This is a genomic window from Luteimonas sp. A611 (genome assembly GCF_054072715.1).
This window is the reverse complement of the sequence record NZ_JBSVRP010000004.1, coordinates 16,242-28,849: the sequence shown is the minus strand read 5'-3', so window position 1 is coordinate 28,849 and position 12,608 is coordinate 16,242. Positions and strand designations below refer to the sequence as shown.

General features: G+C 72.0%; 10 protein-coding genes. 5 read left to right on the top strand and 5 right to left on the bottom strand.

Translation table 11 applies throughout. The features are described 5' to 3' along the window. Positions 1–76: 76 nt before the first annotated feature. Together ACW5EG_RS15120 and ACW5EG_RS15115 are read right to left on the bottom strand one after the other, a co-directional pair. Positions 77–994, bottom strand: coding sequence for a crotonase/enoyl-CoA hydratase family protein (locus tag ACW5EG_RS15120; protein ID WP_457020311.1), 918 nt, complete (start codon positions 992–994; stop codon positions 77–79). Continuing rightward, positions 979–2,256, bottom strand: a complete 1,278-nt coding sequence (locus ACW5EG_RS15115) for a beta-ketoacyl-[acyl-carrier-protein] synthase family protein (RefSeq protein WP_457020312.1) — start codon at positions 2,254–2,256, stop codon at positions 979–981. Before ACW5EG_RS15115 ends, ACW5EG_RS15120 begins: the two co-directional genes overlap by 16 nt. A gap of 414 nt (positions 2,257–2,670) precedes the next feature. Between ACW5EG_RS15115 and ACW5EG_RS15110 the strand changes: the two genes are divergently transcribed. The 5 genes from ACW5EG_RS15110 (at position 2,671) to ACW5EG_RS15090 (ending at position 8,819) form a co-directional block, all read left to right on the top strand. Continuing rightward, the gene (locus ACW5EG_RS15110) at positions 2,671–4,641 is read left to right on the top strand and encodes a pyridoxal phosphate-dependent decarboxylase family protein (RefSeq protein ID WP_457022161.1); all 1,971 of its coding nucleotides are present in this window, start codon (positions 2,671–2,673) and stop codon (positions 4,639–4,641) included. A gap of 107 nt (positions 4,642–4,748) precedes the next feature. After that, positions 4,749–5,162: a putative zinc-binding protein gene (locus ACW5EG_RS15105; protein WP_457020316.1), complete on the top strand. Its 414-nt coding sequence runs from the start codon at positions 4,749–4,751 to the stop codon at positions 5,160–5,162. A 312-nt stretch (positions 5,163–5,474) separates the two neighbouring features. Beyond that, positions 5,475–6,335 carry a ubiquinone anaerobic biosynthesis accessory factor UbiT gene (gene ubiT, locus ACW5EG_RS15100; protein WP_457022159.1) on the top strand — a complete coding sequence of 287 codons (861 nt, stop codon included), beginning with the start codon at positions 5,475–5,477 and terminating at the stop codon, positions 6,333–6,335. Further along, positions 6,328–7,353 carry a quinolinate synthase NadA gene (gene nadA, locus ACW5EG_RS15095; RefSeq protein ID WP_457022157.1) on the top strand — a complete coding sequence of 342 codons (1,026 nt, stop codon included), beginning with the start codon at positions 6,328–6,330 and terminating at the stop codon, positions 7,351–7,353. Before ubiT ends, nadA begins: the two co-directional genes overlap by 8 nt. Beyond that, entirely contained in the window at positions 7,350–8,819 is a 1,470-nt protein-coding gene (locus tag ACW5EG_RS15090; protein WP_457022155.1) for an L-aspartate oxidase, read from the top strand. Before nadA ends, ACW5EG_RS15090 begins: the two co-directional genes overlap by 4 nt. 177 nt (positions 8,820–8,996) lie before the next feature. On the opposite strand, the gene ACW5EG_RS15085 is transcribed toward ACW5EG_RS15090, so the two are convergent. Genes ACW5EG_RS15085 through ACW5EG_RS15075 form a run of 3 tightly spaced genes read right to left on the bottom strand, consistent with a single transcriptional unit; the run spans position 8,997 to position 12,413 of the window. Next, a complete protein-coding gene (locus ACW5EG_RS15085) occupies positions 8,997–9,875 on the bottom strand; it encodes a U32 family peptidase (RefSeq protein ID WP_457022153.1) in 879 nt (292 codons plus the stop codon). A gap of 10 nt (positions 9,876–9,885) precedes the next feature. After that, positions 9,886–10,884, bottom strand: coding sequence for a ubiquinone anaerobic biosynthesis protein UbiU (gene ubiU / locus ACW5EG_RS15080; RefSeq protein ID WP_457022151.1), 999 nt, complete (start codon positions 10,882–10,884; stop codon positions 9,886–9,888). Beyond that, complete coding sequence (locus ACW5EG_RS15075) at positions 10,884–12,413, bottom strand: UbiD family decarboxylase (RefSeq protein WP_457022149.1); 1,530 nt, start codon at positions 12,411–12,413, stop codon at positions 10,884–10,886. Before ACW5EG_RS15075 ends, ubiU begins: the two co-directional genes overlap by 1 nt. Between the last annotated feature and the right edge of the window lie 195 nt (positions 12,414–12,608).

Below are 12,608 nucleotides of genomic sequence, written 5' to 3'. Positions count from 1 at the left end.
GCCCCGCCCCGTCCCTCCGCCGCAAGCGGAGGAGGGAGCTGGATCCGGAAAGCACGCCGTTCCGCGGCACCCCGACTCAGGCGACGCGCGCCACCGCGGCTGTGGCCGGTGCGGCATCGGCCACCGGGGCGGGCGCGGGCGGCTCACCCGCCTGCATCAGGATCAGCATCTCCATGGCACGCACCTCCTCGGCCGAAAGCTGCATCGCCGCCTCCACCCAGTCCTCCACCACGCGCCTGCCTTCGGCATAGTCGATCCCGGCCGTGCGCCGCACTGCCTGGCGGACCATCATCCGCGACTTGCGACGCGATGCGTGTTCGCGGATATGGCGCTCCACCGCCAGCTCGCCCGCGCCCTGCGGCACGACCTCGTCGACCAGGCCCATCTCCAGCAGCTGCGCGGCGCTGTAGACCTTCTTGTTGGTCATCAGCTTCTCGGCGGCCTTGGGCGTGATGCGCTCGCACAGCAGGCCCATCGCGCCGCTGCAGGGGAACAGGCCGAACATGATCTCGGGGAAGCCGAAGCTGCTCTGCTCCTCGGCGATGATGTGGTCGGCGGCCAGCGCCAGTTCGAAGCCACCGCCCAGCGCGCGGCCCTGCACCAGCGAGATCGTGGCCATGTTGCCCTTGAACTCGGTCGACCAGGCGACGATGGCGTCGAGGCAGCGCATCGAATACTCGCGCAGCTGCTGCACGTCGCGGCGCTTGATGCACTGCAGGAAGAAGCGCAGGTCGCCACCCTGGCTGAAGTAGGTCGGATGGCTGGACTGGATCACCGCATACGGGGGCGGGTGGCCGATCGCGCCGGCGACCGCGGCCGGGATCCGCAGCTCGTCGATCAGGCCGTGGAATTCCTCCACCAGCGCCGGGGTGAAGTTGTGGACGCCGGAGGCGTCGGGGGCGACGGTGACCCACAGCGTGCGTTCGGCCAGCTGGCGGAACTGGGTGCTGACACGTGTGTGGACGTTGCGGGGGGCAGTCAGGGCGTGGTGCATGGGGACTCTCCTTGTGGGCGGGATGGCGATTGCCTGGGGGTACTGGAAACCACGAGTGCGACGTTGGTGCCGCCAAAGCCGCAGGAGAAGGACAGTGCATGCGGGATCGGCATGGCACGCGGAGCCGGGCCGACATGGTTGAGCGCGCAGGCAGCGTCGGGCTCGCCGATATGGGCGCTGGCTGGCGCCATGCCGATCCGCATCGCCAGCAGGGTCAGCACCAGCTCCAGCGCGCTGGCGCCGCCTAGCAGATGGCCGTGCACGGACTTGGTGGACGAGACCGCAGCGTCGCCAGGGCCGGCACCGAAGACCTCCCGGATCGAGGCGGACTCGATCTCGTCGCCACCGCGGGTGGCCGTCGCGTGGGCGTTGACATAGGCGATGTCCGCGGGCTGCAGGCCGGCCGAGGCGACCGCCGAGCGCAGCGCGGCGATCTGGCCACGCGAATCGGGCATGCCGATGTGGTGGGCGTCGTTGGTGCAGGCGTAGCCGCTGAGGTAACCCAGGATCGTGGCGCCGCGCTCGCGCGCGAGCCTGGCGTTTTCCAGGATCACGAAAGCCGCTCCTTCGCCCAGCACCAGGCCGGTACGCTGCCTGGAGAATGGACGGCAACTGGTGGACGGATCGTCAGGGTCGGGTTCGGACATCGCCCGCGTGCCGTCGAAGGTGCCCAGCACCAGCGAGGTCAGCGAGCCTTCCGCGCCGCCGGCCACGGCGATGTCGAGGTCGCCGCGCGCGATCGCCCGGGCCGCCTCGCCGATCGACACGCCCGAGGACGCGCAGGCGCTGGAGCTGGTGATGACCGGGCCGGTGATGCGGTGGCGGATCGCGATCTGCGCGCCGCCGCCGTTGCCCATGATCGCCATCGAGGTCCACGGCCGCGAGCGCTGCCGGCCCTCGAGCAGCAGCTGCTGGAACCATTCCAGCCCGGTCGCGGTGCCGCCGTTGACGTTGCCGTAGTACAGCCCCGCACGCTCGCCGTAGCTGGAGAATTCCTCAAGCCCCGCCTGCGCGATCGCCTGGCGCGCGGCCAGGATCGCCATCTGCTGGACGCGGTCCAGGAACGGCCGCTCGAGCCTGGGAAACTCCTCCTCGAATTGCACCGGGATCGCGCCCGCCGCGAACGGCTTGCGGATCGGCGGCGCCTCGTACAGGCGGATACCGGAGGCGGCGTTCCGCAAAGAGGCTTCCGCCTCGGGCACGTTCAAACCGATGGGCGAAACAAGGCCCATGCCGGTGATCGCGACATCTTCCATAACCATGCATGTCCATCCCGATCAATGACCTCGGGACGCACCAGATAGTCTTCCCTGTTCCCAGCGCGCCCGGATCCATAAGCACTATGCGCGTCGTGACGGTATCACCGAAAACCGCGACGGCGGTAGACGGCACACTAGCTGGTGCATGACGCGCTGCGACGGCGCACCTTGCCATCGGGCAGGCTTCATCCCGTTTCGCCATTGCCGCGGGCGGTGCAGCTCCAGGCGCACCGGTCGCGGCGCTCGAGGCGGCACGACGCGCGCACGGCCCGGCGCCGCCCGGCCCCTGGCCACTGGCGACTGCGCACGCTGACCATCGTATTCCCCGCCGACCTGCGGCCGCATTGCCGCGCCTGCCCCGCAGGCGGGTTGATCTGGGTCATGGGGCGCCTGGCCACCGGCCGCTAGGCTCGCCCCATGCAGCCAGCCCCCTTCCTCATGACGCCCTCCCCCGCCGACGTTCCGCCGGCGGACGGGCAGCGCATGCTCGACGCCTGCTTCCTCGGCCCCTACGCCGAGAACGACACGCTGCTGGAGCGGCTGGTGGTGGAGTTCCTGCGCGACCACGTGCACTGGCGGCGCAACTTCCATCCCGAGGATCCGCCGGCAATCCCCACCCGCGCCGCGCAGCATCCGGACTACCAGGCCTTCGAGGCCAGGACGCGGCGCGAGCTGCACCAGCTCTCGGCCGCGCTCAAGCGTTCGGTGCCCTTCCACAGCCCGCGCTACATCGGCCACATGGTGTCGGACCTGCTGCTGCCGGGGCTGGCGGCGCAGATCCTGACCCTGCCCTACAACCCCAACAACGTCAGCGGCGACGCTGCGCCGGTGACCCTGCAGCTGGAAATGCAGGTCGGCCTGCAGCTGGCGCGCATGCTCGGCTGGCCGGACGATCCGGCGCGGCCGGACTGCGCGTTCGGGCACCTGACCTCCGGCGGCACCCTGGCCAACTACCAGTCGCTGCGGCTGGCGCTGGCGCTGAAGGCGTTCCCGGTGGCGTTGCGCGCGGCCGCCGTGCCGGACATGGCGCTGCCGGAGGACGACTGGCAGGCGTTCAACCTTTCACCCGAAGCCGGCATCGCGCTGTTCTCGCAGTGGCGGCAGTGGCTGGCCACGCAGCCCGCCGCCGATCGCGCGCGCTGGAGCGGGCGGGTGCAGGCGCAGCGCGTCGAACAACTGGGGCTGGCGGAATTCTTCGGACGCCATCGCGACCTGCGCGTGCCGCTGGTGCTGGCGCCGATCACCGCCCACTACTCGTGGAGCAAGGGCCTGAAGATGCTGGGCCTGGGACGCGACCAGCTGCGCCTGCTGCCCACGCGCGGCATGCGCCTGGATGCCGATGCCCTGGAGGAGACGCTCCAGCAGTGCGCGCGCGACCACCAGCCGGTGCTGATGGCCGTCGCCGTGCTGGGCACCACCGAATACGGCACGATCGATCCGGTCGACGCCGTGGTGGCCGCACGCCAGCGCGCGCAGGCGCGCGGCCTGGGCTTCAGCGTGCACGTGGACGCCGCCTGGGGCGGTTACCTGACCACCCTGTTCCGCAATGCCGATGGCAGCCTGCGCCCGCTGCACGAGGTGCGGCAGGGTTTCGACGAATTCCCGCAGCCGGCGGTGCACGCCGCATTCGCGGCGCTGGCCGAGGTCGATTCGGTCACCGTCGATCCGCACAAGCTCGGCTACCTGCCCTACGGCGCCGGCGCCTTCATCTGCCGCGACCAGCGCGCGATGCCGCTGCTGGCCGAGGCGGCCGACTACGTGTTCCACAGCGGTGAGGCCGACGACTACGCGACCCGCTACCGGCAGCTCGGGCAGCTCATCCCGGAAGGCTCCAAGTCCGGTGCGATGGCGGCCGCGGTGTACGTGAGCCATCGCGTGCTGCCACTCGACCACGCCAACTTCGGCCTGCTGCCGCGCCAGACCGTGCTTGCCGCGGAAGCCTTCCAGGCGCGCGCGCAGCGTTTCGCCGTGGAGATGGCAGGCACCGTGGCGGCGGTGGTGCCGTTCCCACCGGACAGCAACCTGGTCTGCCTGGCGCTCAATCCGCGCGGCAACCGCGAACTCGCCCGCGCCAACGTCCTCGTGCGCCAGCTCCACGACGAGCTGCGCTGCGATCCCGGCCAACCGTTGCAGCTCAAGCAGTTCTTCGCCTCGATCACCACGCTGCGGCGCGACGTGGTCGGCGAGCAGGACATGCAGGACATCCTCGGCGCGCTCGGGATCGATCCGGCCAGCGGCGACGAGGGCGACGACGCCGGCCGCCTGGTGATCCTGCGCCACACGCTGATGAACCCCTATCTGATCGACCGCGAGAACGGCATCAGCTACATCGACCGCTACTTCGAACACCTGCAGGCGCGGCTGCGGGCGCTGCTGCCGGCGTCGTAGCGGATGCCTTGCACCACGATGCCGAGGCGGTGCGCCGCCGCGACCAGGCGCGGGCACCAGCGCCGCCGCGCACCGCGGGCGCCTGCCTGCCGAACGGGGAGACCGACATGTCCAGGAAGGCCAAGCCACCGCTGGTGTATTCGTGCTCGGGTTGCTCCAGCGCCGCGCAGATGGCCAACCAGCTGGCGCTGTGGCTCGACCGCGAGGGCGCGGCCGAGATGTCGTGCATCGCCGGCGTCGGCGGCGGCGTCACCGGCCTGGTGCGCACCGCGCAGGCGGGCCGGCCTATCCTGGCGCTGGACGGCTGCGTGCTGCACTGCGTGAGCGCCTGCCTGGCGCAGGCCGGCGTACAGGCCGACGCGCACCTGACGCTGTCGGACTATGGCGTGGCCAAGCGCAGGCATGCGGATTTCGACCAGGCGCAGGCGCGCGCGGTGTTCGAGGCCGAGGTGCTGCCCGCCGCGCGCGCGCTGCGTCCCGGCGCTGGCGACGACACTCCTCCGGCACCGGCAGGCGCTTGACCTGGATCAGCGCGGGACGGCTGGCGGCACCGATAGCCTGCGCGACTGCGAACCCGCTTCCGGCAAAGAGCGCCCCCACCCCAACCCTCCCCCGCGATGCGGGGGAGGGAGCAAGGCGGGCCGCTTCTGCCGCGGACAGGGGCGCAGCACCGCTTGGGCCCCTTCCCCCGCAAGCGGGGGAAGGCTGGGATGGGGGTGCGTGACGCGCGAAGCCGGCACCCTTCCGGCGAGAGTGCCCCCGCCCTGTCCCGCGGGCGGGGGAGGGAGCAGGACGCGGCAAGAGCGACATCCAAATCGATCACCCGGGGTCCCATGCACCAGCCATCGCCTGCCTCGCCACTGCCGATCAACCCGCCCCTGGCGTCGCTGCTGCTGGCCTGCGCGCGCCACGGCATCGACCGGGTCGATGACGGCATGCTCGGGTTGCTGGCGCTGCGCCGGCTGATGTCGGCGGCGGCCGGACGACAGAAGCGTGCGCTTGGACGTCCGCTGCGCGACGAAGCGCGCGAGTCGCAGGTGCGCCTGCGCGCGCGCAGGCTCGCGCGGCGCCTGCACGTGTCGGCCGGGACCGCCGACGGCCTGGCCTCCTTCCTGTTCACCGATGCCCTGCACCAGCAGGGCGTCCACGCCACCCGCGCGGCGGCGTGCCGTGCCATCCCCACTGCCACAAGCGACCCCACCATGACCCGATCCCACGCCCTGCTGCGCCTGATCCCGCCACCCACCCGCTGGCGTCCGCTGCTGCGACTCGCGCCTGCGCCGCTGCGCGACCGGATTGTGGCCCGCGCCCTGTCGCAGGCGCTGGCACCGGAACACATCGGCAGCGCGCTGGACGAACTCGCCGGCCGCCGCCTGGGCATCGAGGTGGTGGACCTGGGGCAGCGCTGCGTCCTGGAGTGGCGTGACGGGCGCCTGCATGCGGTGGACGCACCGGCCGAAGCCACCGTGCGCGGCAGCGCGACCGACCTGCTGCTGCTGGCGGCGCGCCTGGAGGACGCCGACACGCTGTTCTTCCAGCGCAGGCTGGTGCTCACCGGCGACACCGAACTCGGCCTGACCGTGCGCAACCTGCTCGACCGCATGCCCTGGGAAGCGGTGCCGCTGGCGCTGCGCATCGTCCTGCATCGCGGCGCCCGCTTCGCCCGTGCCGCACGGCAGGCCCGCAATGGCTGACACCGCACCGCGCTGGCGCCCGGAACTGGAATCGGCGTACGCCGAACTCGGCGCGCGCCTGGAGCCGCTGCTGCCCTGCCTGGAATGGCCGCTGCACCTGCCGTGGATCGACGCGATCAACACCCTCAAGCGCGAGCGTGGCGCGGTGATCATGGCGCACAGCTACCAGTCGCCGGAAATCTTCCACGGCGTGGCCGACGTGACCGGCGATTCGCTGGCCCTGGCCCAGGCCGCGGCCGACTGCGAGGCGCAGCTGATCGTGCTGGCCGGCGTGCACTTCATGGCCGAGAGCGCGAAGATCCTGGCGCCGGACAAGACCGTGCTGATCCCCGATCCCGAAGCCGGTTGCTCGCTCGCCGCCTCGATCACCGCCGCCGACGTGCGCGAGCTGCGCCACCGCCACCCCGACACGCCGGTGGTGAGTTACGTCAACACCAGCGCTGCGGTGAAGGCCGAATCGGACGCCTGCTGCACCTCGGCCAATGCCGCGCAGGTGGTCGAGGCGATGGCCGCGCAGTTCGGCGCCGACAGGGTGATCTTCCTGCCCGATGCCTTCCTCGGCCGCCACGTGGCCCTGCAGACCGGCATCGAACTGGTGCTGTGGGACGGTCGCTGCGAGGTCCACGAGCAGTTCACCGCGCAGCAGGCGCGGCACGCGCGCGAGCGCTTCGATGCGCGCCTGGTCGCGCACCCCGAATGTCCGCCGGAGGTGCAGGACGAGGCCGACTTCGTCGGCTCGACCACGGCGATGGGCGCGTGGCTGGAGCGTGAGCGGCCTGCGCGCGTGGCGCTGATCACCGAATGCTCGATGGCCGACAACCTGCGCGCGCGTTTCCCGCAGATCGAGTTCATCAAGCCCTGCAACCTGTGCCCGCACATGAAGCGGATCACCCTGCCCGGCATCCACGCCTGCCTGCGCGATCTCAGGCACGAGGTGCAGGTGCCGGCGGACATCGCAGCGCGTGCCCGCACCGCGCTGGAGCGGATGCTGGCGGTGGGCCGGCGCGACCGGGTGTGAGCGCCGGGGCCTGCGCGCCGCTGGTGGTGGTCGGCGCCGGCGTCGCCGGGCTGTCGGTCGCCCTGGCCGCCGCACCACGGCCAGTGCTGGTGCTCGCGCGCGGACGCGAGGGTGCGGGCAGCGCGAGCGCCCTGGCCCAGGGCGGGATCGCAGCGGCGATCGGCCCCGGCGATTCGCCGGCCGCGCATGTCCGCGACACCCTGGTGGCCGGCGCCGCGCACAACGATGCCGCCACGGTGCGCTACCTGGCACGGCAGGCACCGGCGGCGATCGCCTGGCTGCAGTCGCTGGGCCTGGTCTTCGACCACGACGACGGCCGCCTGCGCCTGGGCCGCGAGGGTGGCCACCACGCCGACCGCATCGTGCACGCCGGCGGTGATGCCAGCGGCGCGGCGCTGCTGCGCACCCTGCTGCGGGCGACGCGCACGGCCGCGCACGTCGAACTGCGCGAAGGCCAGCACGCGGAGGCGCTGTTGCTGCGCGGCGGCGCCGTCGCCGGCCTGCGGGTGCGCGACGCGCGGGGCACGATCGCGCCGCTCGAAGCCAGCGGCGTGGTGCTGGCCACCGGCGGGCTGGGCGCGTTGTTTGCCGCCAGCACCAATCCGGCCGGCGCCGACGGCAATGGCCTGGCGCTGGGCCTGGCGGCCGGTGCCGCCGGGCGCGACCTGGAGTTCGTGCAGTTCCATCCCACCGCGCTGGCCGTGCCCGGTGCCCGCCGCGACGGCCAGCCGCTGCCGCTGGTCACCGAAGCCCTGCGCGGCGCCGGCGCGCGCCTGTGCAACGGCCGCGGCGAGGCGCTCATGGCCGGCCTGCATCCGTTGGCCGACCTTGCCCCGCGCGATCTGGTCGCGCGTCGCGTCTGCCGCGAGCTGCAGCGCCACGGCGGCGCGTGGCTCGACGCCACCGCCCTCGGCGACGCCTGGCCGGCGCGCTTTCCCACCGTGTACGCGGCCTGCCGCACGCACGGCATCGACCCGACCCGGCAGCCGATCCCGATCACGCCCGCCGCGCACTTCCACATGGGCGGCCTGGCCACCGACCGCGATGGCCGCACCACGGTGCCTGGCCTGTACGCGGTCGGCGAGGTCGCCTGCAACCGGGTGCACGGGGCCAACCGGCTGGCCAGCAACTCATTGCTCGAAGGCCTGGTCTTCGGCCGCCGGCTGGGCCGGCTGCTGGGCGCGGAAGACACCTGGCCGGCGATGGAGCGCAGCGGCGCGTTCGCCTGGGCCAGCGCCGGCCCGGCGGCGGACGCCGACGCACTCGCGCGCCTGCGCAGCCTGCTGTGGAGCGCCTGCGGGCCGGTCCGCGACGGCATCGGCCTGACCGTGGCCGCGCACCTGCTGCACGCCGATGCGGCCGATTACGGCTGGCAGGGCGGGCTGGCGCTGCGGCTGCTGGACGCGGCGCTGCACCGCAGCGGCAGCCTCGGTGCGCATAGCCGCAGTGACGCCCCTGCCTGTTGATCCGGCCACACGATGTTTGAACTTGCCATCCCGAACCGCAGGTGAGGGATCCCGATCGCCGACACGGGCCTGACAGAACGAGATTCCTCACCCGCTGCGCGGGTTCGGAATGACACGAGTCAAAACTTCGGCTGGCCGGGTCAATAGGCCCGCGTCGATGCGCGCCCGCGGCGTGGCTCAGGCCTGCGCCAGCGTCGCCTTGCCCGGCCGTCCGTCCCAGTAGCCGTTGTGCGCGCCCAGCGGCGCCGGCGGCTGCGGCGCGGCCAGGCCCTGGCGGAAATGGGCCAGCACCTCGTCGGTGCCGTGGGCCTGCGGCGAGATGCGCAGGACGCCCACGCCGCAGGCGATCAGCGCGTCGCGCTGGGGCAGCAGGTCCATCACCTCGGTGCCCTGGATCTGGATGCCGTTGATGGTCAGGAACGGCTCGCCCTCGCGGGTGGCCAGCGGCAGGCCGTCGGGATGCTCGATGCAGCGGAAGCCGCACTGGTCCTTGGGCACGTCCAGCGCGCGCGCGGTGAAGCAGCGCGCCGAATAGGCCAGCGGCAGGCGGCCCCAGGCCAGCATCTCGACCTCGGGCATCGTGCCGCCCTCGACCTCCAGCGCCTCGCGCAGCTCCTGCAGCAGGGTGCGACCCTGCTCGACGCCGGGCACCCAGCGCCACAGCCCGTCCGCCATCAGCATCGCCAGGGCGCGATGGTTGTACACATTGAGGGTCGGTCCGCCGACGAAGGGCAGCCCCTGCTCGCGGCACACCTGTACCGCGGACAGGTCGTTGGCCTCGATCCGGAACGTGCCGTTGCCGACCTGGCGGCGCAGCGCGCCCAGCTCCGATTCGGCCTCGATCAGCGCCAGCGTCGAGAGCACCACTTCCTTGCCTGCGGCGGCGAGCTCGTGCGCGATCGCCAGCCAGTCCTGCAGGCGCAGCTCGCGGCGCTTGCTGCAGATCGTTTCCCCCAGATAGACGATGTCCACCGGCCAGCCGGCGACGTCGCGATAGAACGCGAGCGTGCGCTCGCGCGGCCAGAAGTACTGCGGCGGCCCCAGGCTCAGCTTCATCGGTGCCTCCTCAATGCCAGGCGCGGTGGTAGGGGCCCAGCGTGGTCTGCTGGCCCTCGGCGTGTGCGGCCAGCGCCTGCTGCCAGGCAGCCTCGGTGGTCCAGCGCTGCGGATCGGCGCGGTAGCGGTCGATCGCCTGGCGCCAGGTGGAGGTCACCGCGCGCACGTAGGCCACGCCGCGCTGGCGGCCCTCGATCTTCAGCGCCACCACCCCGGCCTCGGCCAGCCTCGGCAGCAGCTCCAGGGTGTTGAGGCTGGTCGGTTCCTCGAGCGCGTGGAACACCTCGCCGCCCACGGCGTAGCGGCCCTTGCACACCGTGGGATAGCCGGCCGGCTCGGCTTCGCCGAAGCGGTCGATTAGCATGCCGTTCAAGCGCACGCTGCGGCTGTTGTCCGGATGCTCGTCCCAGCGCACGAAGCTGGCCGGCGAACACACGCCGTGGCGGTTGGGCGAGACGCCGGTGACGTAGCTCGACAGCTGGCAGCGGCCCTCGACCATGATGCACAGGCTGCCGAAGGCGAACACCTCCAGCGGCACCGGCGAAGCCGCGCACAGGCGCTCCACCTGCTGCAGCGCCAGCACACGCGGCAGCACCGCGCGGGCGATGCCGAAGCGCTCGTACGCGTACTTCAGCGCCGGCGCGGTGGTGGCCGAACCCTGCACCGACAGGTGCCGGGCCAGCACCGGATGCGTGCGGCAGGCGTAGTCGAGTACCGCCATCTCCGCGGCGATGATCGCGTCCACGCCCAGCTCGGCGGCATGGTCGACCGCGGCCTGCCAGTACGGCAGGCGCACGCTGTCGGGATAGGTGTTGAGCGCCAGGTACACCTTGCGGCCGCGCGCATGCGCGTAGGCGATGCCGCGCCGCAGTTCCTGCTCGTCGAAGTTCAGGCCGGGGAACGCGCGCGCGTTGGTCTGGTCGCGGAAGCCCGCGTAGACCGCATCGGCGCCCGCGTCGATCGCGGCCTGCAGTGCAGGCAGGTTGCCCGCGGGACATACCAGTTGCATCAGTGACTCCCTGTGTTGATTGCGGCAGGCAGCGGCCCCGTGGCGGGTTCCGCGACGCGTCCGGTGGCGCCCAGCTGCGACCACAGCGCATCGACGCGCCGCTCCACCTCTGCATCCAGCTGGATCGGACGGCCCCATTCGCGGTCCGATTCGCCCGGCCACTTGCGGGTGGCATCGAGCCCGAGCTTGGAGCCCAGGCCGGCGACGGGCGAGGCGAAGTCGAGATAATCGATCGGCGTGTTCTCGACCAGCAGCATGTCGCGCGCCGGGTCCACGCGCGTGGACAGCGCCCACAGCACCTGCCCCCAGTCGCGCACGTCGATGTCCTCGTCGGTGACGATCACGAACTTGGTGTAGGTGAACTGGCGCAGGTACGACCAGACCGCCATCATCACGCGCCGCGCATGGCCGGCGTACTGCTTGCGGATCGACACCACCGCGATGCGGTACGAGCAGGCTTCCGGCGGCAGGTGGAAGTCGATGATCTCCGGAAACACCCGCTGCAGGATCGGCACGAACACGTCGTTGAGCGCCATCGACAGCACCGACGGTTCGTCGAACGGCGCGCGCCCCATGTAGCTGCCGTGGTAGATCGCGTCGTGGCGCATGCGCATGCGTTCGACCGTCAGCACCGGGAACGTGCCCTGCGCGTTGTAGTAGCCGGTGTGGTCGCCGAACGGCCCCTCCAGCGCGGTGTCACCGGGATGGATGAAGCCCTCGAGCAGGATCTCGGCACCGGCCGGTGCATCCAGCCCGGTGGCCGCGCTGTGCCAGACGCGGGTGCGTTCACCGCGCAGCAGTCCGGCGAACTCGTATTCGGACATGGTGTCCGGGATCGGCGCGACCGCCGCAAGCATCGTGGCCGGATCGGCGCCGATCGCCACCAGCACCGGGAACGGGCGGCCGGGATGCTGCTGGCACCAGGCTGCGTAATCGAGTGCGCCGCCGCGGTGCGGTAGCCAGCGCATGATCAGGCGATTGCGTCCGATCGGTTGCTGGCGGTAGATCGCCACGTTCTGGCGCCGCCGCTGCGGTCCGCGGGTGACGACCAGGCCGAAGGTGAGCAGGCGGTCGACGTCGCCCGGCCAGCAGTGCTGGATCGGCAGGCGCGACAGGTCGATCTCGTCGCGCTCGAACACCTGCTCGCAGAACGCGGCCTCGTGCACGCGCCGGGGCGCCGCATGCGCCAGCTGCGCCAGCCCCGGCCACGCGGCCAGCGCCTCGCGCATCGAGCCCGGCCAGTCAGGTTCCTTCAGCCGTGCCAGCAGTTGGCCCAGCTCGCGCAATGACGACAGCGGCCGGTCGCCCAGCGCCAGCTCGATGCGGCGCCGATGGCCGAACAGGTTGCCGAGCAGCGCGTGACTCGAGCCGGTGGGCTGGCGCATCAGCAGCGCCGGACCCTGTTCGCGCTGCGCACGCAGGCACAGGGCCGTGCTTTCGAGCACCGGGTCGACCGGCGCATCGATCTGCAGCAGGTCGCCGCGCGCGGACAGGCGATCGAGAAAACCGCGCAGGTCGTGGAAGCTCATGCCCCGCCGTCGCCACCGGACGCGCGCACGGCGCGGACAGGCGCCGCCGCATCCGGCACGTTCCAGTCAAGGATGCCGCGCGCCGCGCCCATCCCGACGCAAGGCACGCCCGGCTTGTTCCGCTTCATTCCCCAGTCGCCCCGCGTTCTGCAGCGCGGGATGATGCAGGCCGCCGACGGCGCGCTGTCTGACCTG